General features: G+C 66.8%; 11 protein-coding genes and 1 tRNA gene. 4 read left to right on the top strand and 8 right to left on the bottom strand.

Annotation, left to right across the window (positions count from 1 at the left end):
* The first annotated feature begins 4 nt into the window (after window positions 1-4).
* Window positions 5-77, top strand: a tRNA-Lys gene (locus E1263_RS00495).
* Window positions 78-352: 275 nt separating this feature from the next.
* Here E1263_RS00495 and E1263_RS00490 read toward each other — a convergent pair.
* Entirely contained in the window at window positions 353-613 is a 261-nt protein-coding gene (locus E1263_RS00490; RefSeq protein WP_132164092.1) for a hypothetical protein, read from the bottom strand.
* Window positions 614-786: 173 nt separating this feature from the next.
* On the opposite strand from E1263_RS00490, the gene E1263_RS00485 reads away from it, so the two are divergent.
* Window positions 787-1,539, top strand: a complete 753-nt coding sequence (locus E1263_RS00485; RefSeq protein WP_132164090.1) for a hypothetical protein — start codon at window positions 787-789, stop codon at window positions 1,537-1,539.
* Between the two features lie 39 nt (window positions 1,540-1,578).
* On the opposite strand, the gene E1263_RS00480 is transcribed toward E1263_RS00485, so the two are convergent.
* The 4 genes from E1263_RS00480 to E1263_RS00465 form a co-directional block, all read right to left on the bottom strand.
* The gene (locus E1263_RS00480) at window positions 1,579-8,601 is read right to left on the bottom strand and encodes a SpvB/TcaC N-terminal domain-containing protein (protein ID WP_132164088.1); all 7,023 of its coding nucleotides are present in this window, start codon (window positions 8,599-8,601) and stop codon (window positions 1,579-1,581) included.
* Window positions 8,602-8,710: 109 nt separating this feature from the next.
* Window positions 8,711-9,838: a Kelch repeat-containing protein gene (locus E1263_RS00475; RefSeq protein WP_165956411.1), complete on the bottom strand. Its 1,128-nt coding sequence runs from the start codon at window positions 9,836-9,838 to the stop codon at window positions 8,711-8,713.
* The gene (locus E1263_RS00470; protein WP_132164084.1) at window positions 9,835-10,983 is read right to left on the bottom strand and encodes a Kelch repeat-containing protein; all 1,149 of its coding nucleotides are present in this window, start codon (window positions 10,981-10,983) and stop codon (window positions 9,835-9,837) included. The genes E1263_RS00475 and E1263_RS00470 overlap by 4 nt, the downstream gene beginning before the upstream one ends.
* Window positions 10,980-12,203, bottom strand: coding sequence for a Kelch repeat-containing protein (locus E1263_RS00465; protein ID WP_165956410.1), 1,224 nt, complete (start codon window positions 12,201-12,203; stop codon window positions 10,980-10,982). The genes E1263_RS00470 and E1263_RS00465 overlap by 4 nt, the downstream gene beginning before the upstream one ends.
* A 271-nt stretch (window positions 12,204-12,474) precedes the next feature.
* On the opposite strand from E1263_RS00465, the gene E1263_RS00460 reads away from it, so the two are divergent.
* Window positions 12,475-21,819 (top strand): Tc toxin subunit A-related protein, encoded by a 9,345-nt coding sequence (locus tag E1263_RS00460; protein ID WP_132164080.1) that lies wholly within the window; start codon window positions 12,475-12,477, stop codon window positions 21,817-21,819.
* 50 nt (window positions 21,820-21,869) lie between these two features.
* Here the strand turns inward: E1263_RS00460 and E1263_RS00455 are convergent, their stop codons facing one another.
* The 3 genes from E1263_RS00455 to E1263_RS00445 form a co-directional block, all read right to left on the bottom strand.
* Entirely contained in the window at window positions 21,870-22,049 is a 180-nt protein-coding gene (locus E1263_RS00455; protein ID WP_165956409.1) for a hypothetical protein, read from the bottom strand.
* A gap of 500 nt (window positions 22,050-22,549) precedes the next feature.
* A complete protein-coding gene (rnhA, locus tag E1263_RS00450) occupies window positions 22,550-23,089 on the bottom strand; it encodes a ribonuclease HI (RefSeq protein WP_132164076.1) in 540 nt (179 codons plus the stop codon).
* Between the two features lie 128 nt (window positions 23,090-23,217).
* The gene (locus E1263_RS00445; protein WP_132164074.1) at window positions 23,218-23,817 is read right to left on the bottom strand and encodes a TetR/AcrR family transcriptional regulator; all 600 of its coding nucleotides are present in this window, start codon (window positions 23,815-23,817) and stop codon (window positions 23,218-23,220) included.
* A gap of 109 nt (window positions 23,818-23,926) precedes the next feature.
* On the opposite strand from E1263_RS00445, the gene E1263_RS00440 reads away from it, so the two are divergent.
* On the top strand, window positions 23,927-25,354 hold the full coding sequence (locus E1263_RS00440) for an FAD-dependent monooxygenase (protein WP_165956408.1): 1,428 nt from the start codon (window positions 23,927-23,929) through the stop codon (window positions 25,352-25,354).
* Window positions 25,355-25,366 lie beyond the last annotated feature (12 nt).

The raw sequence follows: 25,366 nt of genomic DNA, 5'->3' as shown, positions 1-25,366 counted from the left end.
ACATGCGCCGCTAGCTCAATTGGCAGAGCAGCTGACTCTTAATCAGCGGGTTCGGGGTTCAAGTCCCTGGCGGCGCACAAACATTAAGGCCCGGGCACACATCGCAATGTGCACCGGGCCTTCGTGTTGCCCGCACACACTCAAAACGCACTCATTTGATCCGGCGGCCATCCGCCCGTCTTGATCTGATCGTGACCGTGCGTCATGTCACATCGCTGCTCATCGTTGCTGACTTCCAGGGTTCTCGCCTTCGGCCGCCGTTGCCAACGCCCGGTGCCCAGCCAGCTCCGACGCCGACACCCTGCTGCCCCGCACGTCGCCGTACGGAGCCCACAGAGTCAGTCGGACCGTGTCAGCCGTTCCAGTCCGTCGCACCGACAGCCGTGATCGTGTTGGCACCCCTGTAGATATAGGCCTCTGCCTTGTCCTCCCAGGTGGATACCCATGGCGTGCCCTCGGACGCGCAGGTGGTGCGCGGCGGCCGAATGTCGCCGGTCCCGGTTTTGCAGGTCAGGCGAATCAGCGGGTTCACGACACCGTCCGGGCGCGACACGATGTGCCCGTTCGCCCACTCGTCCGCCTTCAGGCCGACTGCTCGAGGCTCGTCGCGCATCGAACAACCTCGACGCCTGACCGCCACAAATCTCCTACGTAGCGAAGGGATGGCCCCGTGGAACACACATCACATGCAGGGGTCGCGCCGGCGGTCGCCGTCGTCTCGACCCACAACCGGACGGAGTCAAGAAATCCCCTACTCCTCGCAGCATGATCGGCAATAGTTGTCCCATGGCGGATCAAGTTGAAGCCGGCCAGCACCTGACCGAACGTCAGCGCATCGACGAGCTGTTCAGACGGGGCCGCGAGCATGAGATGCAGCACGAGGTCGTCCCCGCCCGCAGGTTCTTTGAAGACGCGCTGGCGGCGGCCACGACGGCGGGGCTGATGGACGTCGTGATGAATACCCATGCGTTCCTCGGTATCGTCAGCCTCAAGGAGAACAACCTGGTGGCAGCCAGGCCTCACCTCGAGACAGCCCTCGCCATGGCGCTCGCGGCCAACACGACGTCGCTCGAGGCCTACGCGCGGCAAGAACTCGGGTTTCTCCTACTCGGTGAGGGCCAGCCAGCCGCAGCCCGTCTCGAATTCCTCCGCGTCGTGGCGCTGGCGCCGAGCGTTGGAATCGTGAACCTGACCGGCAACGGCCTCAGCGGCATGGGAGTATCCCTCCTCGCTCTCGGCCGGACAATCGAGGCAGTCCCCCTCCTCCTAGGCGCGCTCGGAATCCGCACCGAGATCGGCGATCTGGAGCAACAACACGTCGACCTCGTGCATCTGGCCCATGCCGCGCTCCTGCTCGGCAACCAGACGGTGGCCACCGCCGTGACCGGATTCCTGGTCTGCAGCCAGGAGACAAGCAAAGGGATGTACGCCCACGACCGCCGGACCCTTGCCACGGTCGTCTCCGCGGTGGGGACCAGCCCGGCAGCGGCCGGATTCGACGAAGCCCGCTCCCTGGTCGCATCCCTCGCCGCAACTTAAGGGTTTTCAGAGTTGTCTTTGAGCGTTTCCGGCGCACGTTCACCACATCTTGCTGAGGTAGTAGGCGCCCATACCGAATGCCGCGCCAACCGCTGCGCCCGGCAGCGCGCCGATCCCACCCGCCGCGGAGCCGACCAGAGCGCCGACACCGGCACCCGCCAGTGCCGCGCTGACCACACCCGCCGCCTGCGCGGTCGGCTGGCTGGCACCGCGTTGCGTAGCAAACGCTTCGGCCAGGTTGCCGACGGCCGCTCCGGTGACGACTGCGGCACCGGCCACGGGGACTGCCGCCGCGGCCGTCGTCAGCGCCGATCCGGTCGCCGTGTAGCCCAACGCATGCGCATAAACCGCGGCGGTGCTCGTTGCGATCTCAGCCTCGGCGACCAGCGGCACTGTGCGCGCGACACTCGCGCCCACGTTCCCCGCCCTGGTGGCGGTCATACCGGAGGACCGGGGCTGGGAAGCGCTCGCGACTGCCTGCCTCTTGGCCGAGGGCAGACTCAGTTGCTGTGGCTTCGGCGCGGCGGGCGCTGCCGGTTCCTTGGTCGCGAGACCTTTCTCGAACGGAAGCTCGAGCTGAGGCGACGGACCGGCCGGGCCCTGCTTGGGTTCGAAGACCTCCGGGTCGAACGGCAGCCGCAGTTGACCGCGCGGCCCTTCGTTCGGCGCCGTCGGGCCGGCCGGCAGCTTGAAATCCTTGAACCCAGGCTCGAGAAAGGCGGGCGAGTCGGGCGACACACCGTACCTCGTTCTTGGGGCAACAGTGAGATCGACCTCGTTCGTCCGCGCAAACTGCCCAGCGCCGCGGGCCGCATTGCCGATCGCCTTGTCGCCTTTCGCATCTCTCGCGTTCTCGGGACCGTTCTGGGCGAAGACGAATCCCTTCTCCCCTGCCCGCGTGATCACGAACGGCGTGCCCAGGTGCCCAGCCTGGATCTTGCCGTCCGGCCCACCCCAGATCTGGGTGGCCTTGACCAGGTTCGCGCGATGCCCGTCGGTGATGCCACGGGTGGCTCCCGTCGCGGTGACCTCCTGCCAGTAGGGCCGGCTCTGACTCAGCCACCGCTGCGGGTCGTCACCTTCCAGACCCGTCGGATCGACCAGTCGCACCGGGTTGTTCCTGGCATAGGAGTAGCGCCCCGGTCCATCCACCAGCCCGGCCGGATCGGGGATGGTCCAGCGGGCCAGCCAGGGAGCGTAGTACCGCGCGCCGTGGTAATAGAAACCCGTCTCCTCGTCACGTTCCTTGCCGGTGTAGCGATACCGCTTGCGGCTCACATTGTTGCGGGGCGCCGAGTGGAAGGACGTCGTACCGAACGGGTGGTATTCCTCGTAGCTGAGTACGTTCGACGAGTCGTCGAGCTCGACGGTGGCCGAACCCAGGTGGTCGGTGAGCTGGAAGCGTCGCAGTGGTACCGGGTTCGCGACCGGACGGCCGTCGTCAACGGTCGTCGTCTCGATCAGTGCCACGCCGTCGGCAGCTCGTAAGGTCTCACGACGGACCCGGGCCGACTGACCGACCTGCTTGACGTAGAGCTCGACCGAGCCGAGGTAGATCCGGGTCTCGGTGGCGCCGGCCCGCGTGACGGTCGCGCGAATCCGATGGCCGCTCCCGTCGTACTGGTAATGTGCGTCACCACCACCACCGAGTCCCGCATGCACGAGCCGGTTCTCGACGTCCCAGTCCACGCTCGGCAAATGGGGCATAGTGAGGGTGTTGCCCGCGGCGTCATAGGTGTAGCGAGCAGAGAAGGTTCCGGGATCGTCGCCGGGGATGCTGTTGGCCACCAGCCGGTTGCTGGAGGCATCGATGAGGTGCTGCCGGGTCCAGCTTCCGGCCGTGGCGAGATGGGCGAGTTCGGTCAGATTGCCGGAGGGGTCGTACCGGTACGTCTCGGTGTACTCCCGCAGCGCGGTGCCGTCGTTGGCATGCGGCAGCGGGCCGAAGTCGAGGTCTGCCGCAGCGGGCTGGCCGGTCTGGCCGATGTGTTCCCGGCCGGACGCACTCGACAGCCGGTAGACCGGGTCATATCGATAACTACGGGTCGAACCGACCGCGGTGTTGCGGTAGAAGACCGTGTCCTGCGACGGATCCGCGACTTGTACGACGTTCCCGACCGGATCGTAGGTATAGCGCAGCGTCTGGATGACCGAGTCCGTAGCCGTGGTGTCGACCGACGACAGGCGGAACGTGTCGGGCTCATAGCCGTAGACGGTGCGGGCCCCGTTCCCGCGCACCAACTGAACGCGCTCGCCGCGCGCGTTGTAGTCGATGTTCGTCACGACCGGAGTCCACGCGGCCGCACCGTCCGACCGGGTCTCCACGGTCTCGAGGAGCTTCCCGGCGTTGTAGTGCAGACGGGTCCGACTTCCGTCGGCATTGGTGGACGAGCTGGGACGGTTGAGGGCGTCGAACGTGGTCGATGTCCGATAGGTGACGTCCTCCAGGAGAGCGTCGGCCGTGGACAGTACGTCGTCCGGCTCACTCAGGTTCTCGAGGTCGGTCCAGTCCGGCTCCGACCGGGGGTCGATCGCGAGTCGCCGCTCCGCGATCAGCGTGTTGCCCTTGAAGTCGATCTCGGCCGTCCGTTGCAACCCTGCTCCGTCGAAAACCATCGCGGGCCGGGTGCGCAGATTGTGGGTGATCGCGTCGGCGGTGCGCTCGCCGTAGACGGTCAGCAGCCGAAGTATTTCCGGACCACCGACGGTACCGGCGTACGAGTGGGTCGGGCGATGCAGCCGGTCGTAGCGGACCCGGGTCGTCGTTCCGCGGTCGTCCCAGCCGTGCGCGGGGCTTCCCGCGACGTCCGCGAGCAGCCACCGTTGCCCGGAGTCCGGGCTGATCGAGTGAGCGACTCGGCCGAGCATGTCGAAACGCTGCTCGAGCACCCGGAGGCCGCGGGGGTCCGTGGTCGACCGCTCGTTGCCCTGGACATCGCGATCGACCGTCGTCTCGAGGAACCCCGTCCCGTTGTCGGCGCGGACCACGTGCGCGTGGCCGAGGGTGTCGAACGACGAACGCGTCGGCGTCCCCGCATGTCCAGCCGCCGAGTCAGCCGCCTGCCGGCGTGGATCGTCCACCGGCAGCACCGCGCGGCTCGCGTACCACTGACTGTCCAGAACGGTGTCGTTGCGGTCCCAGTCCTCCCGGTCCCACGCGTCGAAGACGACCTTGGAGAAGGTGCCGTCCGGGTAGTCCGTACCGATCAGCCGGGACAGCGCGTCGTACCGCAGAATCGTGGTGACGCCGCTTTGCACCATCGCTGGCTCGGTGTCGAATCCGCTGTCGGCGGCGAAGTACGGCTCGTACTTCTTGACCGGATTCCCCTTGTTGTCGTAGATCGTGCGGCCGGTGCCGATCCACCGTGGAGCGCCGTCCGTCGCGGGCTCGGCCTGGACCTTAGTGAGGATGGTCCGGCCGGTCCCGTCGCTGAAGGCCTTGGATTCCTGGATCGGCCCGGCCTTCGCGTGCAGCTCGCGCGCGAAGGTGCGGACCACGACCGGGCGGACGCCGAGGTCATAGGTCAGCCAGGTGCTGGGCCGGTCGGCGGCCGATGCCTCCGCCGTCGACAGATCGAGGCTGTCTCCTTCGCCTTTGCCCAGCAGCGCGGTGGCCACCACCATCCCCAGGTGATCGAACCGGACCGCACTCTGATTGAGGTTGGGATCGGTCAGCAACCAGGCCTGGAGAACCCGGTAGTTCAGCTCAGCCTGATTGACGTTGCCCAATGGGTCCTCGAACCGTACCTGGCGCAGCAGGTGCCGGTCGTAGCCGACCTGCCAGGTAGATCCGAACGGATCGATCGAGGACGTCGGCAGGTAGAACCTGGCCGGATCGAACACATTCCGCCCGGACGGCGTCCACCAAAGGCCTTGTGCCTCGACATATCCGGCGTCGATCAGCAGCGTGTCGCTGACGCGGTCGCCGTAGAGGAGCGGCACCTGGCCGGAGTCGAATACCTGCTCGTAGCTGCGATAGGGCAGCAGCGGAAACGAGACCTCTTCCGACCCCAGCTCCGTGCTCAGATCCGACGCGTAGTACGTCTGCCGGGTCCGGCTGAGCAAGCGGCGCTGCGGTACCGATCCGGAAACCTCGTCCTGAAAGCGGAGGTCGTCGGCGATCGCCAGACCGTCGCTGATCTCCTGCGCAGTGAAGATATCGGCGTGCCGGGGCAGGCCGCCGAGTTCGTAGGTCCGGGACCCGGCGCCGATCCCGATCCGCCACGGCCCGGTCGCTCCGGACACGTTGACGATGTCGTGTTCGCTGAGGGTCAGGTACTGGCGTGCCTGCTCCGGATCGTCACCGGTGCGCCGTGGATAGGCGATGGTGACCGACTGCAGAACGTTGCCCCAGTCGTCGACGTCCAGTGCGACGGTATGCGCGATCCGCGGGTCGTCAGAATGGCGCTCGGTGTGCGCAGTGATCGTCTCGCCTGGCAGCGCGATCACTACGCCGTACGGAGCGTCGCCCTTGGGCTGAAGGAGCCGCAGGCGGTAGTTCGTTTCGGTGACGGTGTACGGATTTCCCAGCCGGCCATCCTCATCCTCGGTGAAGACCTCTTCCCGCAGCGCATGGCCGCGCAGCGCGCGGACCACCTCTCGCTCCTCCTCAACCGACAACCCTTCGGGGATGATCGTGTCCTGGAGCAGCGGGCCGGCACCGGATCGCCAGTACTCGTCGAGGAACTGGCGGCTGATCTGGTCGGCGTCGGGATACCAGCCGGTGTGTTGCCATCGCTTCACCACGGCAGGCAGTTGGTAAAGTCTGTCGACCGAACCACTGAACGACAGCGCGTCGCGTTGCTCCACATAGGCGAAGCCACGAAACTCGCGCTCGGCCCCGTCGTAGAAGCCATGCCGGTAGCGGTAGCTGGTCACCAACCTGGTATCAGCGACCTCGTCTTCGACGGTGGTGTCGGCAACGACGAGCACGGGGAAGGGCAGGTGGGTCAGCCACGGGCGTCCCGCCGCCGCATCGGCCAGCGCGAACGTGGTGGACGACCTGTAGCGGACCGTCGTGGTCAAGCCCATCCCGCTAGTCACCGTAGTCATCAGGTGTGGCTTGCCGGCTGCCATCAGGTCCAAGTAGCGGACCGGCGGCTCACCGTCCGGCCGCTGCTCGGCGCGGACCAGACATGCGGTACCGGTGCCCAGCAGATCGACCAACTGGACGCTGTCGGGCTCGGTGACGCCCGCCCAACCGAGCAACTCCGGCGCACTCCACGAGTTGCCAGCCTGGTTGAACCAGACGCGGATGCCGTGCTCCCCGAGGTACAGCAGATCGGTCGGCGCGCTTCCGTCCACATCCGCCAGCCGCACACGCCGCTGGTCGAACTTGTCGGGATGGTCGAACACCGGCGCGGCCGCCATCCGGATCAGTCCGCCGAACCGGCCATGGCCGAGATTGGGCCAGTACCCGATCTCGCCGTTGCCGATGCGGACCAGATCGGTGAGGCCGTCGCCGGTCATGTCGGCGAGATAGATGCTCTGCGCCAGGTCGGCGAAGACCAACCGCGGGCCATGGTCCTCGGTGCGTGCCGCCGGCTGCCAGAAGCTGTCGTCATATCCGCGCAAACCCAGTGAGGGGAACCAGGTGAACCCGTCAGAACTGGTCTGCAGTAGGTCGGCCAGACCGTCACCGGTGAGGTCGACGAATCGCAGGTTCGAGTCGTTCCAGTCGAGCTGGGGCAAACGATCGAACGGCGAGAAGTCGGTCCAGTTCCGGTCACTGGTACGACGGTGGTAGCCCGGCGCTGTGCCGTCGAAGGCGGCCAGTGTCTGGCGGCCGTCGCCGGCGAGATCGCCCAGTCTGGCGCCTTTGTTGAGTCTGCCTCCGGAGGGCAGCGGATCCACTGCGCGCGGCGGAGCGAGCACGCCGCCGCCGAGATTAGGCCGGTAGTACCAGGCACCGGCTTGCTCGCTGAGGACCCCTGGAATGCCCTCGCCGTCGAGATCGGTCCATCGGTAGCCGTTCTCCTCCGGCGCACCGATCAGGTCACCCTGCACAGGCGCGACGACGCGAGGGGTGTAACCGAATCTCAGTGGTGGAAGCCTCTCACGGGAATAGCCGTCCTCCGATGTGAGGTAGCCGAAGTGGGTGACGGAGGTCAACTTCGTGGACGCAGGTTCAAGCGCGTGCTCGAAATCGGTCGACGCGACCAGCACCGGATCGGTGCCGAGCTCGGGCAGACGGTGAAACATCAGCACTCGGCTGCACAATCGCTTGGTCCGGAGTTCGAACCCGGACCGCCGGACCGAGAACGCATCCGGCCGCGTCGTCCACTGGCCACTCTCGTCCGGCGTCGGCCGCGCCTGGTCGTGCTCGCCGTAGTCGAGAACAACCTCGAAGCAGAAGTCGCCGGTCGCGGTCCGGTTGCCGTATCGAACCCGCTTGAGATACCGCTGGGCACCATCGGCCTGGTAGTCGTACCGAATGCGGTTGCCGCGCTCGTCGATGGTCTCGTCCAGGAGCCAGCGATAGACGCGTCCCGGATCGTTCGGGTCGGAGACTCGGGATGCGTCGGTGCTGCCGAACACGCTGACTGTGTTCTCCGTCGTCGTCACCCGCCAGGTCAGTACGCCGGAGCGCTGCTCCTCGATGCGTTCGATGCGTGACGACAGACCTTCCGTGCGCGGGCGATAGGTCGCCGTACCGGGCACCGGGACCAGATCCTCCGCTCCGCTGAGCTGGAAGACGTCGGCCTGCGGGCCGTCGTCTACATAGCGCGGTACGCCTTTGTCGGTCCTGCGGGTCACGGACGGCAGCTCCAGCGACCACCCCAAGCCGAACGGGCCGTTGCCGCCGCCGGAGTCGTAGGTCAGCGACAGCTCGGGCGTACCACCCGCACGAGCGGCGGTGACGGCGATCGGCACCGTAAGGGACGCGGTACCGGTCAACGGATTCGCGGCGAACTTTTCGCCCATCCCGCGGACAGCCCCACCGGCTGTCGGCAAGGACAACGACGGCCGGTCGCGCTGTGGGCCGGCTTCCTTCGGCGGCCGACTGTTGGACGAATCGACGCCTGGAGTGGTGGGGGCAGCGCCCGGCTTGATCGTATCCACGCGAAGGACGACTCCTTGATAGTGACTACCCCGAAAGTCTTGGGGAGTCGGCGGGATGCTTGAGGAGAGCAAGGACGGCCGGAATGGCCACGCCGGTGGGAGACCGGCGTCAGGCGGTGAAGAGCTCTGTCGTGGGCGTGACGGTTTGGGCCGCTGCGAGTCCTCCGGCTGCTAGTACACGTCCGTCTTCCAGGAGGACAGCTCCGTGGTCGTAGCGTCCGGTCGCGAGTCCTCCGGTGGCCGACCACTTTCCGGAGAGCGGGTCGTAGATGACAGTCGAGGCATAGCCCACCTGGAGGCTGGCCTCGTCGGCGCCGCCACTCACAAGGAGCCGCCCGTCGCGCAAAACGAGTGCCTGATGCCGAGCCCGACCGATCGGCAGCGGGGCGACCGGCGTCCAGGTCTCGGCCTCGATGCTGTACATCTCGACCGAACTGTGGCTGTGCGGGTCGTAGATCGTCCCTGGCACGACACCGGCCACGGTGCCTCCGGTGACGAGTACGTCGCCGCCGGGTAGCAGCGTCGCCTGGTGGTTGTTCCTGGGTACGCTCATCGAACCGGTCGTGGTCCACTTCTCCAAGATGGGGTCGAAGAGCTCGCAGAACGCCAGATGGGCGAAGGTACCGTGACCAGTTTCGACAGTGCCGCCGACGAGCAGCACCCGTCCATCCGGCAGCAGGACGGATTGGCTGTCGACCCGTGCATCCGTCATCGTTTCGGTCGCTGTCCAGAGTCCGGTAGCGGGGTCGTAGAGCTCAGCCGTCGCGAGCGTCCGACCGGAGTCGGTGCCTCTCACTCGCCCGCCGCCGGCGACCAGAACCCGGCCGTCGGCCAGCAGCGTGGCGGTATGCCCCAGCCGTGGCTCGGTCATGGAACCGGTCGGGGACCAGGTACCGGACTTCGGGTCGAACAAGTCGGCCGACGCGACGCTCGGGGTCGGGAATCGGAACGGGCCGGCGATCCCGCCGGCAGCAAGCACCTTCCCGTCCGGGAGCAACGTCATCGTGTGGATCCGCCGGGTCGACGACATCGAGCCGGTCGTCGACCAGGTGTCCGTTGCAGGGTCGAACAGCGCGGCGGTCGCCGTGGCAGCAAAGACTGCGTCGGTGCCACCGGCCAGCAGGACTCGTCCGTCGTCGAGCCGGACCAGTTGGTTGTTCTGATCGAAGGTCACGGTTCCTTCAGGGAGCGGCCCGGCCGTTGCCCAGGCGCCTGTCATCATCTGTACCGCGTTCATCGGCCGGCTCCTGCGGGTGTGAAGATCTCCGAAGATGTCGTCAGGTGGTAGCCGACCCCGCCTGCTGCAGGCTGGTCGGAACCGCCCGCTACCAGGACTCGGCCGTCGGCAAGGCCGACCGCGAGATGGGCCCACCGCCCGGTACCCATACCGCTCGCGGGGCTCCACGCCCGGGCGTTCGGGTCGTACACGGCGGTGCTGTGAAATCCGGCATTCAGCATCGGAGGAGCGCCGCCACCGGTGACCAGGAGCTTTCCGGATTTCAGTGCGACGGCCTGGTGCCAGACTCTGGGGGCCGACAGATCGCTGTCGCGCGCCCATCGCCCGGTCGCTGGGTCATAGCGCTCAGCAGTCCAGTCACCGTGCGGCGCGACAACCCAATCGGCGAACATCGCCTGGAATCCGCCGCCGCCGGTCACCAGGACGGACCCATCGGGCAGCACCGTTGCGGTGTTGTTCCAGCGCGGGTTGGCCAGCGAGCCGGTCGGCGTCCAGGTGCCGGTCGCCGGGTCGAAGAGCTCGCAGAACGCCAGGCCGGCGTACTGGCCCCGCCCGATGTCGGTGGTGCCACCGATGACCAGGACCTTGCCGTTGGTGAGCAGGAGCGCCTGGTGCCCGGAGCGCGTGTCGACCATGTCACCGGTGGCAGTCCATGTGTTGTCGGCCGGGTTGTAGATCTCTGCGGCGGCGAACGTCTCACCGGTCTGGGGATTCCGGGCACCCCAGCCGCCGGCGACAAGCACTCGGCCGTCGGGCAGGCGGGTCGCCGAATGACCGACGCGTGGCTTGACCAGAGTCCCTGCGGGTGACCAGATCCCAGTGTCAGGACTCAGCTGCACCGCAGTCTCCAATGGCAACGCCGGATACCGTTGCGGACCCGTGCTGCCGCCGGCGACAAGCACCGTTCCGTTGTCCAGCACGGTAGTGCTGTGCAGGCTGCGCCCTTCGGGAAGTGGCGTCGCACTGGCCCAGGAGACAGTCGTCGGGTCGAAGAGCAGACAGTCGGCCATCGCCAGGTAGCGGGCGTCGCCACCACCGACGACCAGCACTCGGCCATCCGCGAGCAGCACCCCGCCCTCGGCTGAGCCCTGCCACTGCAGTGCAGTCGGGAGCGGACCGGTGGGTGCCCAGGATCCAGTGCTCACGGCGTAAACACCTCTGCTGTCTCGCTGCACAGGCTCTCGCCGATCACTGGCGCGGCCGAACCAGAGCGAGTGACCCCGCCTGCGACCAGAACCTTGTCACCCGCGAGGAGAGCGACCGCCGGAGCCCATCGACCGGTCTTCAGATCAGCTGCAGGAGTCCAGACCTTGCTCGCCGGGTCGTAGGCAGCCACCGTCTGGTAGCCGATGTCGAACGTGCCGTCGTCCGTGCCGCCGATCACCACCAACTTGCCGGAGCTCAGCTTGACTACTCGGTGGTGGCTCAGTCCCCAGGGCAGATCAGTGTCGCGGCTCCAGGTACCGGTTGCCGGGTTGAAACGCTCACACGTCCACTGGCTGTACGGCTGAATCGTCCAATCGAGCAGTACACCTGGGATGTCGCCGCCGGTCACCAGGACCGTGCCATCGGCCAGCACCGTGGCCTGATGTGCTTTACGGGGCGCGGCCAGACTTCCGGTAGGCGTCCAGGTGCCTGTCACCGGATCGAAGAGTTCGCAGTACCCCAGTGCGGCGTACTGGCCACGGCCGGCGGTGATGACTCCACCAGCGACGAGCACCTTCTTGACGGTCGGGAGATAGACCGCCGGATGACCGAACCGGCCGTCGGTCATGGGTGCCAGTTCGGTCCACTGATCGGTCGCGGGATCGTAGATCTCTGCGGACCGCAGCGCCCGATGACTGTCGCCGGAACGGACCGCGCAGCCACCGGCGACAAGAACCTTGCCGCCGGGCAGCACTGTCGCGGAGTGGGAGAACCTGGCGGTGCGCATCGGCGCGGCCGGCGACCACGTGCCGGTGTCCGGGTTGTAGATCTCAGCTGTCGCGATCCCCGTCGCGGGCGCAGCGAGCGCACCCGCGACACCGCCGGACACCAGCACTCGACCATCATCCAGTTTCGCCACCGCGTGCAGCCGTCGGCCGGTCTGCAACGAGCCGGTCGGCGTCCACGTCGACGACCCTGCGTCGAAAAGCATCGCACTGTTCAGCGCGTTCCGTCGGCCGTCCTCGCCACCGGCCAGCAGAACTTTTCCGTTGTTCAGCAGGACGGCGGAGGTATCGGGCTGACCCCAGAAACCCGCCAGCGGCAGGGTTCCTCCGTCAGCCCAACTGCCCGCCGCGGCGGCGGGGAGGGCGGCGGTCTCGTCGGTCAGGGCCACAGGCCCGCCGGGTCCGCGCCTGGCTGTTCTGAGTGAACTGGTCATCGATGCGTCTTCCTTTGGCCGGAACGGGACCGCGACGGGCAGATCGGCAGGACTAGGTCTGACGTGATCCTTGCCGGTTCGGCAGGCGTCGCGTAAGGGTCGGGCGTTCGGCTGATCGGACATCATCGGCCACCTGATCGGGAAGCCGTCTGCACTGTCCCAACGGGCATTCGGCACTGACCGAAATTCCGGCTGTGAGGCCCCGGTACAACCGCCCGCGAGCCGCTTTGATGGACGCACCTTTCACTTCCCCAGACCACAGAGGAATCGCATGCCAGGCAGCACGCTTCAGACTGTCCTCACTGGCTCCGTCACCACTCCTGACGGCAGCACGGTCGCGGGGATCGAGGTCACCGCGGCGCTTCGGCTGCTGCGCTCCGAGACGCCACTCGGTACCGCCACCACTGATGCGCAAGGGGACTTCCGCCTCGAGTATCCGCACCCGCCGGCTCCGGCCGACATCATCGTCCGGGCGCGACGTGACGGGAAGGTCGTCGCCGAGGCAACAGCACAGGACACCGACGACGAACCAGTTCTGCTCCTGCAGATTCCCGGCACCCCGCGGTCGGAGTACCAGGTGCTGCTCGACGACGTCACGTCACTTCTCGACGGTGCCGGAGTCGACGAGTTGACGGAATCCGGCGAGCAGCGCGACTTCAGCTATCTCGCCCGCGGCACCGGCACGGACGCGTTGCACGTCGCCTACCTCGCTCTGGCCCATCGGCATGCGACTGCGACCGATCTGCCGTCGGAGCCGTTCTACGGCTTGCTCCGCCAAGGCTTCGGCCCCGATCTGTCCAGCCTGGCCAAGCAGCCTCTCGAAAGTCTCCAAGGCGGGCTGGCCGCGGCGATCGACGCAGACACCATCGCTCCGCTCGACGACATCGACCAGTTCGTCGACCAGTTGCGGACCCAGGAGATCACAGCGGCCGTCCAGGCGAGCTCGCCATCTCCGTTGATGGCCGTGTTCGCGGTGGCGGTTCCGGACGTCGATATCCGCGAGCGGATCTACCGGACCTTCCTGACCGGCGGCGGCGAAGTCCGCTTCTGGGCCCGCTTGCGGCGTGACGACCAGACCGCTCCTTACGCCGACCGGCTCCGGCTGGCCCTGCGCCTGGGCGCATTGACGGGCAACAACGCCGCCTTGGTCGGCGAACTGCTGAGGCGATTCGACAAGGGTGACCTGAGCGATCCTGACCAACTGGCCGGCCTCGATGATGCGTGGCCGGCGCTGATCGCCACCGCGGGTGGCGTCCCCGAGGCCGCGGCGAAGGCACTGGACACAACCGGCCATGACGGCACCGCGGACAGCGCCTACCAGGACGCCATTCGCTCGTCCGTCGAGTTCGCCTACCCGACCGCCACGCTCGCCCAGCGGCTGCCCGGCGAGTCACCTGCTGCCCTGTTCCTGGCCGCGACTCCGGCTTTCGACGTACTCACCACTCCGGTCAACGCGAATACCGTGCCCGACCCGGATGCTCGTGCCGAGCTCGCCGTGATCCAGCGGGTCCACCGGCTCGCACCCCGATTCGCCGCTGTCCAAGCGCTCCGGGAGAACGGCTTCGACTCGGCGCTCGCCATCGCCCGGACGGACCGCGCGGCGTTCACCGAGCGGCTCGGTTCCGTCCTCGACGCCGCTGAAGCCGAGCGGGTGCACGCACGTGCCACGCAGGTCCACGGCTTGGCCACCAACTTGGTCGCCGACTTCCGGACCGCGGGACAGTTCGATGTCCCATGGCTGCCCAAACTCGAATCGGCGACCGCGCAGATTCCGGACTGGGAGGAACTGTTCGGCTCGGCGGACTACTGCGCCTGCCCGTCATGCCGAAACATCTACAGCGAAGCCGCCTACCTGGTCGACCTGTTGCGCTACCTGGAGCGGCTCTGGGTCGAGCCGAGCCTCACGACCGCAGCCGTTCCGTACGTCGGCCGGGTCGCAGCCGCCCTGTACGCACGGCGCGAAGATCTCGTCGACATCGAGCTGACCTGTGACAACACCAATCTCGCCGTTCCGTACGTCGACCTGGTCAACGAGATTCTCGAGTCCGCGGTAGTACCGGAGGCTCCGATTCCGGCGACGGACCGGCAGACCACGGGAGACCAGACCCGACTCCGGTTACGGCCTCAGCACGTCAATCCCAAGGCCTACGACAAACTGCGGACAGCCGTCTACCCGTTCGACCTGCCCTTCGACCTCTGGCGCGAGCAGGTCAACACCTTCCTGCAGCAGCTCGGCGTCACGCGCAGTACGCTCCTCACCGTTCTGGGTCCGGACGCCACATCACCGACCCTGCTCGTCGACGAACGACTCGGTCTGCCGCCGGTGGCCGCCCGAATCGTGGCAGGCGAGCCGCTTGCTCCGGTCAGACGACTCGCGGAGTACTACGGCTATCCAGCCGCGACGGCCGACGCCACCTTGCTGTCGGAGCTCAGCGTGGTCCGCGGTCTGCTGGATCGGACCCAGATGCGGTACGCCGACCTGGCCGCTCTGCTGGAGACCCGCTTCGTCAATCCGGGCCGTGCGGTCACGATCGTCGCGGTGGACCCGAAGATTCCGTACGACACCAACAACCTGCGGCTACAGGGAACCGACCTCGGTCTGGTGGACCGGGTGCACCGATTCGTGCGCCTGCAGCGGGCACTCGGCTGGAGTACCGCGCAGCTGGATCGGACCATCCTCGCCGCCAACAACGCCGGTCGGCTCGACCGGGTCACGCTGCGTTCGATCGCAGCCGTCCGGAAACTCGCGAGCCGCCTTGAACTACCCGTCGACGACGTCTTGTGCTTCTACCGCACGATCGACACCTACCCCTATCCCAGCGAGGAAGGGCTCGGCGAGTACAACCAACTGTTCCTCGACCCGGTTGTCGTTCCCGAGAACGTCCCGAACCCGTTCGTCCTCAACGCCGACCGGACCGAGATCGCCGTACCCCGTAGCCTGCGGGACCCGGTGGTCACTGCGGCGCTGCTCGGCGTCCTGCAGGTCACTGATGTCGAGCTTGCCGATCTGACCGTCAGCCGGCGCGCCGTGACTCCGAACCGGATTCTCAATCTGAGGAACCTGTCCGCATTGGTTCGGACCGTGCGGCTGGCCCGGGCGGTTGGACTCTCCGTCCCGGAGCTGCTGCGGCTCATGGAGCTCTACGGTCTCGGTGGGCCGTTCAGCCTGGCTCCATTGGCCCGTGGAGAGTCCGAGCCCGCCGCCGGAGCCCCTGTGACGCCCTCAACAGGCGGCGCGTTACCGGTGTTCCCAGCAGGCGCCGAAACCGAGGTGTCCGGTGGTGCGGCGATCACCGCGCCGTCCATGGTGGACGACGCGGTACAGCCGCCGACCGACGCGCTCGTCGCGAGCACGGAACAGTTCCTCGACGCAGTCGAGGCCATCCGGGCCACCGGGCTGTCAGTGCCCGATGTCGATGCTGTCCTGGCTGATGTCGTCGCACCCGACGGCGGTGCAGTGCCCGACGACCGGAGTATGGCCGCGACGCTCAGCACGCTGCGGCTGGCGCTTCAGGCCGTTTACCGCCAAACCGCTCAGACGACCGACGAGAAGGGCGACCTCACCCGCAAGGAACTGGCACAGCTCGGCTGGGATGCCGGCCTTGTGCAGCAGGCTGTCTCGACGCTGCTCGGAACCGTGACCTACGCAGCCGACCTCACAACCCTTGCCTCCGGCATCGTCTTCCCCGCCGGGTTCCCGATCCTCTACTCACCGGAGACCGGCCGGCTGACCTTCACCGGTCCGATGAGTCCTGAGCAGCTCAAAGTGCTGCAGGCGCTCTCCGTCGATGCTGCCTACCGTGCGGCCCTCGCCACGCTCTACCGCGCGCCGCGGACCTTCGTCGCCACGCGAATGAAGGCCTTGCGCGTACAGGTCTACTCCGCCCCCTTGGCCTCGCTCGCCGCAGAATTCCCGATGCCGAAGTCACTGAGCGGCCGGGTGTACTACGACACGACCGAACACACCTTGTGTTGTCGCGGATACCTCTCGGAAGAGGAGAGCGACGCGCTGCTGGCAGCCTCGCAGGACCCTGCGTTCCAGAAGGCGGTCCGCGGGCTTCAGACAGTGCAGGAGGCACCGGTCGCCCGGGACAACATGCTGTTCACCGCCGAGGAAGCGGAGCGACTGTTCGCCACTGGTGGACCAGCCGATCGGTTCCATCTGGTACTGACCAAGATCGGGCCGTACCTGCGCCAATGGCTGAGCGAGACCACTGTGAAGCAGCAACTCGGGCAGGCCGCCGGGTTGCTCCCGGCCACGGCAGACCTGTTGCTCGGCACCTGGATGCGTACGCCGACCAGCGCGAGCGCCGTACAGGATTTCCTCACTGCGGACTTCGTTGGCAGTGATCCTGCCGTCGCGCTGACAGCGCAGAGTTTTCCCGCGCCCTTCGCCACGCTCGGACTCCTCCATCGCGTCGCGCTGCTGCTCGACCGGCTGCGCGTGACACCGGCCGAGGTTCCGTTCGTCTATGGCAGCGCCGCCGCTGCCGGCTGGCTCGATCCGAATACGCTGCCGACCCGGCCGGTCGTCGGGGCATCGCCCCTGTTTGGCCGCTTCGTCCGGCTCCTGCAACTGATCCGCCTGCGCGACGGAATCCCTGGTGCCGCCCGCACCCTGATGCCGGTCTTTGCCTCGGCACTCAACTCGAACGCGGCGACAGGTCAGGTCGTGGACGAACTGGCAGCGCGGACCGGATGGAACCGCGCCGACGTCCAACGGGTAGCCACCGACCTCGGGCTGGTGACTGCCCTGGACTTCGCGGACGAGCGCGCGCTGCGTGCGGTGAACGACGCAATGAAGGTGGTGCGGAAGCTCGGAGTCGCCGCTGAGCGGGTCGCGGCGTGGCGCACCGGGACGCTCACGCCCGACGCAGCGCAGACTGCCTGGCAGGCGGCCAAGTCCCGCTACCCGAGCGAGGACTGGGCCACAGTGGCAGCGCCGCTCCAGGACCGCATCCGGGAACGGCAACGAGGCGCGCTGGTCGATTTCCTGATCGCGAATCCGTTCCGCGCGGCCGACGGTGCACCGGAGTGGACCGACGCCAACGGGCTGCACGACTACTTCCTCCTCGACGTGGAGATGGGGCCGCTGCAGCAGACCACCCGGATTGCCCAGGCTGTCTACAGCGTCCAGCTCTTCGTACAGCGGTGCCTGCTGAACCTCGAGCCGCAGGTGCCTTATCTCGCAGCAGGACCGCGGGCGGAATGGGAATGGATGAAGCAGTACCGGCTGTGGGAAGCGAACCAGAAGGTGTTCCTGTACCCGGAGAACTACTTCTCCCCCAGCCTGCGGGCCGGGAAATCGTCGTTCTTCACCGAACTCGAGGGCGAGCTCATGCAGCAGGAGGTGACGGCCGAAGTCGCCGAGTCCACCTTCCGGAACTACCTCGAGAAGCTCGACACCGTGGCCCGGTTGACTCCGTGCGGGACGTACACCGACACCGCGACGAACACGCTGTACGTGTTCGCCAGGACCCAGACCGACCCGCGGGCCTACTACTGGCGTAAGCGCGTCAACGAATCGGTGTGGACCACCTGGGAGCGGATCGACCTCGACATCGACAGCGACACCCTGCTGCCGACCGTCTGGCAGGGGCGGCTCTACCTGTTCTGGGCCACCTTCTCCGAAGAGGCCAGCGCGGCCAGCGTCACCCTGCCGACAGCCAGCAAGCCGATCGAGCCAGTCAAGTCGTACTACAAGATCCAGCTCAGCTGGAGTCAGCACTTCAACGGCCGCTGGCAGCCGAAGAAGATCGCGAAACAGGCCGCGTACACCCTGCCGCTCTACCCGTTCGCCGGACCACTGAAGCGATCGAGCTTCGACGCGGCGGCCGCGCGCGAGTACGTCTTCCGGCTGCGTCACCAGGGCAACGGGGATCTGCACATCTACTTCACCTACAACAAGAAGATCAACGGGGTCTTCGTGTACCCGGGGCCGCCGTTGAAAGACATCCCGTTCACCGGGACGGCCGTCGGCCGGTTCGCGGTGAGCCAGCAGTCGGAATCGGTTGAGGTGCGCCGGCTGATTCTGTATCCCGACTCGCCCTCGGCCGAGCTTTACGAGAACGCGACGGTGATGATGCCGCCGCCGAACACCTTCACCAACAACAACGAGTTCGTGGAGAACCCGAGCTGGATCGGAACGTCTTACCCGCTGCTCCTGCCTCGGGCCGACACGCCTGCCGAGACTCCGACATTCCTCACCGCCCTGGGCGCCACCCCGGGTGCCCAGCCGTACCGGCTGCTCTATCCGCACCAGTACCAGACGGACTGGCAGTCCTACTACATGTTCTTCACCGACGGCACGCGCAGCTACCTGATCAAGCCGCACGTGACCTATTGGTCCTGGCCGTCCGCTGCCGCCGTCGAGCCGGCCGTCCGGTCGATGCTGGCGACCGGGCCGGTCGACCATCATCAGGAAGTCTTCGACAGCGAACTGGAACAGCTGTCAGCGACGTCGAGCACGCTCGGAGCGGCGACGATCAACGCCCTGATCATCGGCTCGCACGACGTCATCATCGCCTACCACCCCTCCGTCACAACGCTCGTCACCGATCTCAACCAGGGCGGCGTGAACAAGGTGCTGTCCCGGTGGAGCCAGATCTATCGCGAGAACGACGATTTCCAGGGCCGGTACGCCCCGAACCCGAAGGCGGAGGAGGACCTCAGCCAGGCCTGCGTGGTCACCACTCCGTTCCCAAAGGAGGATGTGGACTTCACCCTCGGTACGGCGTACGCCGACTACAACTGGGAGCTGTTCTTCCACATCCCACTGCTGCTGGCCGAGAAGCTGGCGGCTAACCAGCGCTTCGCGGAAGCACAACGGTGGTTCCACTTCATCTTCGATCCGACCAACTCCGACGGGTTCGACTCGCCACAGCGCTTCTGGCAGACCAAGCCCTTCTTCGAGACCACTGGGGAGAACTACTACAAGCAGCGGATCGAGTTGATTCTCGACTCGCTGGGCAAAGCAGACCCAGCGGCAACGGCGGCCGTGAACGCCTGGCTCGCCAACCCCTTCCAGCCGGATGTGGTGGCCAGGCTGCGGACCACGGCGTACCAGAAGGCCGTGGTGATGAAGTACCTGGACAACCTGATCGCCTGGGGTGATCAGCTGTTCCGCCAGGACACGCTCGAGACGATCAACGCGGCGAGCCAGCTCTACATCCTGGCCGCGGAACTTCTCGGCAGGCGCCCGGACGAGGTCACCGAGAACACCCTGGTACCGCAGAGCTACCGCAAGCTCCAACTCACGCCTGACTCGCTGGAGAACGCCGTCGTCCAGGCCGAGCACCTGGTGACAGCCGACGACCGGTCGCTGGCACCGACGATCGCTCCGGGGCTCACACCGAAGGCGCTCACCTACTTCCGGATCCCCCGCAACGACAAGCTCGTCGGCTACTGGGACACGGTCGCCGACAGACTCTTCAAGATCCGCAACAGCCAGAACATCGACGGCGTCCAGCGGGCTGCCGCCTTGTTCGGGCCGCCGATCGACCCGAACCTTCTGGTCCGGGCCACCGCAGCCGGCCTCGACATCAACACGATCCTCGACGACATCACCGCCCCGCTGCCGCACCACCGCTTCGCCGTGATGATCAACAAGGCCAAGGAACTCGCCAACGAGGTGAAGTCCTTCGGGGCCGCGCTCCTGGCCGCACTGGAGAAACGCGACGCGGAGGCACTCGCCCGGCTGAGCGCCACCCACGAACTGTCGGTCCTGAAAGCCACTCGCAACATCAGGGTGCGGCAGGTCTCCGAACAACGCCAGGCGCTCGAGGCGGTGAACCGGCAACGGACATCCGTTGAGGAGAAGCACAATTACTACGCCGGCCGGAAGCGCACCAACGAGCGCGAGGATGCGTTCGAGCGACTCACTACCGAGGCTCTCGACCAGCAAGAGGTCTCCCGGACCTTCAACATGATCGCGAGCGTGGTGAGCGCGCTGCCGGACATCAAGGTCGGTTCACCCACCACGACCGGCTGGACCTGGGGAAGCTCCAATGTGATCGCGGGTCTGCGCGGTATCGCCGAAGCGCTCGCCACCGGAGCGGCGATGAAGCACAGCCGGGCCCAGCTCTCGTCGACGCTGGGCAGTTGGGACCAGCGCTTCGAGGACTGGCAGTTCCAGGCGAAACAGGCGCAACTGGAGCTGAACCAGATCCAGAGCCAGATCGCCGCGGCCGAGTTCCGGCTGGACGCCGCCGAGCTCGAGCTCGGTCAGCAGGACCGGTTGATCGCCAACGCTACCGAGCAGGACGAATTCCTGCGGGGCAAGTTCACCAACAAGGAGCTCTACGACTGGATGACCGGTCAGCTGGCCACGGTGTACTTCCAGGGCTATCAGCTCGCGTACGACGTCGCGAAGCGGGCCGAGCGTTCGTTCCGCCACGAGCTCGGTGTAGAGGACAGTGACTTCATCCGGTTCGGCTACTGGGACGGCTTGCACAAGGGCCTGCTCGCGGGTGAGCGACTCACCGCCGACATCAACCGGATGGACGCCGCCTATCTCGAGGCCGACAGCCGCGAGTTCGAGCTGTCGAAACGGATCTCCCTCGCCCAGATCGACCCCAAGGCTCTGGTCGCGCTGAAGGAGAACGGCCGCTGCTACGTATCGTTGCCGGAGGCACTCTTCGATCTCGACACCCCCGGCCACTACATGCGTCGCATCAAGACCCTGAGCATCAGCGTTCCGTGCGTCGCCGGGCCGTACACACCGGTGAATCTCACGGCCACACTGCTGCGCAGCAGCGTGCGGGTCGACCCGCGCGTCACCGACCCGGACAGTTACCCGCGCAAGAAACCCGACACCCGCTTCCGCGACTTCGCCGGCCCGATCCAATCGATCGTCACCAGTACCGGGCAGGACGACTCCGGACTCTTCGAGGCCCGCCTCAACGACGAGCGGTTCCTGCCCTTCGAGGGCACAGGGGTGATCAGTGAATGGCAGTTGAGCCTGCCGGACGAGTTCCGGCAGTTCGACTACGAGTCCATCACCGACGTCGTACTGCACGTGCGCTACACCGCGCGTGACGGTGGCGACGCGCTGGCCGGGCCGGCTACACAGAAGCTGCGGAAAGGGCTCACAGACTGGGTCCGCGCCGGTGGCGGCAAGGGCTTGTGCCGGACCTTCAGCGCTCGCCGCGAATTCGGAGACCAATGGAGCCGGTTCCTGTCCAGCACCGGAACCAGCGGCACCGTTCAGTTCACGATCGCCAAGGACCGCTTCGCGCAACTGTTCCGGGGCGAACGCTTCTCGGTCGTCAAGCCGGAGCTGGTGCTCGTGCTGTCGCACGAACTCGTCCCTGACGGATCACGTCGGTACGTCGACCTCTATCCGGACGACGCGCTCGGAGTTCAGGCTCGAACAGGTACCGGCCTGTCGGCCACAGGTTCGCTGGTCACCGACCCGAACCTGGCGGGACTCCCCCGGGCAACGCTGTCCGGACTCACCGCGCCGGTCGGCGGCAAGGACGACGAATGGACCGTGACCGTCTCGCTCGACGGCGTCACCGGCGACCTGCGGACGGAGGGCGGCGGTCTCAATCCGGCTGCCTTCCTCGACCTGCTCCTCGTGTGCCCTTTCACTCTGCGCGAACCCGCATCCGAGTAGCCCCAAGCGCTCTGAGAGGACTCCTGGTGGACGAGGTCAAGCCCTCCGGGCTACTGCCCGGCCCGGCGGGCTTGCGCACTCAACCGACCGCTCGTGGCTAGCGTCGTCTTCGCCGTCGTGACCTCGTCGGCAAAGGTGAGTTTGATGGACGGCGTGGCCCAGATGTTCAGCAGCCGGCCGCTCGAGATACTGCGCCAGTGGCCGGCGCACCTCCTGCTCCATCGCCGCATGCCGCGCCATCAGCTCGTCGTACCTGTCGGCCGGACCATTCGCGCCCACACGGTTCACCATGACCGCAAGCTAACCTCCAACGCGGTCGCTCCGCGACGCCGACTGGCCAGAAGTCCAGCTGCCACAGGTCAGTCGGCTCCAACTCGTCCTCGTCCTTGGGCAGTGCGCCGCTCACCTGGATGACGGCTCGGCCGGGTGAGCTTCACTCCGTACGACGCACAGCCCGCCGCGGCGCCTCGCGTAGAGCCAGCCGACGCCGGTTGCACCATCGTCCCGCGGGGATGGGCACCAGTTCGAGCCGTCGGAAGGTTCCCGACCGAAAGAGACTCCGATGTCACAGATTCAGCAGTTGAAAGGTGTGACCAGGAGTTGGGGCCGGAGACATGAAAGTGGTGGCCTGGGACATGGTGTGCGCCGTCTCCGCCCACTAGTTCTTGTCTCCGGCCATCACTGGTGGGTCTTCTTCGGGGCCGCCGGCGCCAATTGTGACTGCTACGACCTAGTCGAAAAGGCTGGGTTCCGGGTCAGGCTGAACCGGAGCCGGCCGGAAGGCCGTGGCGGACTGGGCGCCCGGCTGGACCACCGCATGTCCGACGGCTTCTTCAAGACCTTTGACTGCAAGCCGATCGGCGCGCTCGTTCTCCGGATGCCCGGCGTGGCCCTTCACCCACAACCACTCGACCTCGTGCCGCGCGTTCGCCTGGTCCAGCCGCTGCCACAGATCGGCGTTCTTGACCGGCTGCTTGGCCGACGTCCGCCACCCGTTCAGCTTCCACTTCGGCAGCCACTGGGTAATCCCGTTCCGGACATACGTGCTGTCCGTGTGGACCTTCACCAGTTCGCCGTCCCGGGTCAGCCCCTCCAGCGCCATGATCGGAGCCATCAGCTCCATCCGGTTATTGGTGGTCTCCGCCGGCTCGCCGCCGTACAACTCCTTCTCGTGCTCCCCGTACCGCAGCACCACACCCCACCCACCGGGCCCCGGATTGGGACTGCATGCCCCGTCGGTAAAGATCTCAACAACCTGCTTGTCAGTCACCGCCGAACCCTATCGCCGGGATCGAGACCTCGAGCCGAACGGTCGGCAACGACGCGCTGACATGCGTCAGCCCAGCCCAGCCCAGCCCGGCCTCCGCCCGGCAGCTGCGGGAACTGGGCGAAGACCGCCTAGCGGACACTCGCCAGGCCGGCCAGGCCTTCGACAAGTTGGGTCGCGGAGGCGCCGTCGACGAGGTGCTGGGTGACGATCAACCCTGGCAGCATCGTCAGCAGTACGGCGCCCACCGCGTCGGGGTCGGCGTCCGGCGCGAGCCGGCCGTCGTCGCGCCAGCGTTGCGCTAGCTGGGTGAGGTGGACCCGGACGCCGGCGTAGAAGTCATGGGTCCGCGTCCGCACCTCGGGCCGGCGGAGCGCCTCGGCCCAGGCGTACACGGCGATCTTGGACAGGTCGTAGTCCTCATTTTTGTTGCGCTTGGCAACGTAGTCCACCAGCGCTTCGACGACCTCGGCCAGGGACGGGGTCGGCTCCTGGGCGAGCAGACCTGCCAGCAGGTCCCGGATCCGCTGGAGTGACTCCGCCGCGGTCGCGTCCACCAGCTCGCTCTTGCTGCGGAAGTAGCGGTACACGGCACTGGAGGACATGCCGGTGGCGGCGATGATGTCATCCATCGAGGTGGCGTGGAAACCGTCGCGGGTGAAGCAACGCCAGGCACTGACGAGCACGTGCTGGCGACGCTGTTCCCACAGTTCCGTACTGAGACGCGGCATGTCACCCACCCTAGCTCAAAGCGAAACGATCGTTGGCGTTAAGCCACCGAGCGTGCTACGTTCGATCTGTAAACGAGAACGAGCGTTTCGGTTTTAGATGGGAGGAATCATGACCTCGTCAGCAGAGGTTCCGACCCGGACGGATGTCCTCATCGTCGGCGCCGGTCCGGCCGGCTTGGCGCTGGCGGCGAGCCTGCGGCAGCTGAGCGTCGACCATGTGCTGATCGACCGCACCACGTCCGTTCAGCCAGGCAGCAAGGCGGCCGCCGTCCAGCCGCGAACCCTGGAGTACCTGGACCGGATCGGAGTCGCCGACGCGTTGGTGAAGATCGGTGTTCGCAGTCCCGGATTCTCCTTGCACGACTGCGAGAAGACCCTGCTGCGGGCGTCTTTCACCGATCTGGACACGCCGTTCCCGTTCGTGCTGCTGGTGTCGCAGCAGACGACAGAAGAGTGTCTGCTCGACCGGCTGCTGGACCTCGGCGGCACGGTCCACCGTGACCACCGGTTCATCGACTTCACTGACGACTTCCCCGGTGTCAGCGCGACGGTCGCCGGCCCGGACGGCGTACTGCGCGCGATCTCGGCGCGTTATCTCGTCGGCTGCGACGGCGTTCGCAGCGGCGTCCGGGCGAACGCCGGCATCGAGTTCCCCGGTACGGCGCGTGAGTCGCGGTTCACGATTGCGGACATCAGGCTCTCGACCGTGGCCGAGGAACTGATCGCCCAGGACACAACGTTCTTTCTCTCCGGCGCCGGCATGCTGCTGTTCTCACCCTTGGCCGACGGGCAGTACCGCGTGGTCAGCCCGGCACCGCCAGGGATGAGCGAGCCGACGCAGCACGACGTACAGATGCTGCTGGCCGAACGCGGGCCGCTGTCCGGTCAGGCCACAGTGACCGAGGTCGTTCGGGCCTCGACGTACCGCGTCCAGGAGCGAGTGGCCGAGACCTTCCGCAAGGGCCCGGTCTTCCTGGTCGGGGATGCCGCGCACACGCACAGTCCGGCCGGCGCGCAGGGTATGAACACCGGCATTCAGGACGCGGGCAACCTGGCATGGAAACTGCACACCGTCCTAACAGGTGCCGCCGGCAACGAACTGCTGGACAGCTATCACGCCGAACGGCATCCGATCGCCACTGCGATGGTCGGTTTCACCGCGACATTCGCCAAGCTCGCCTCCGTTCGCGATCCGCTCGGCGCGCGGCTGCGCAACGACGTACTGGCTGCGGCGGCCGGAACGCTCGGGGTTACCGACTGGATCGCCGCGAAGCTGTCTGAACTCGATGTCAGCTATGCGCAGGGTCCCGCCGGCCGACTGCGCATCGGTGATCGCGTCCCGCCCACGGCCGTACCCGGCAGCGATCTGACCTGGACGCTCGCCACGCCTGACCTGCAAGAGATTCAAGGACTTCCCGCGGACGTGACCGTCCGGCACATCCCCGGTCTCGACACCGCCCTGCTCGTGCGCCCCGACGGCTATCTGGCTGCCAGTGGAGCACCGACCGAACTTCTCACTCACCTTCCGATCGCCTAGGAGATGCCGCCC

The organism is Kribbella antibiotica (genome assembly GCF_004349055.1).
Lineage (GTDB): Bacteria > Actinomycetota > Actinomycetes > Propionibacteriales > Kribbellaceae > Kribbella > Kribbella antibiotica.
The sequence above is the reverse complement of the archived record's forward strand: the minus strand, read 5'-3'. Positions and strand labels throughout refer to the sequence as shown.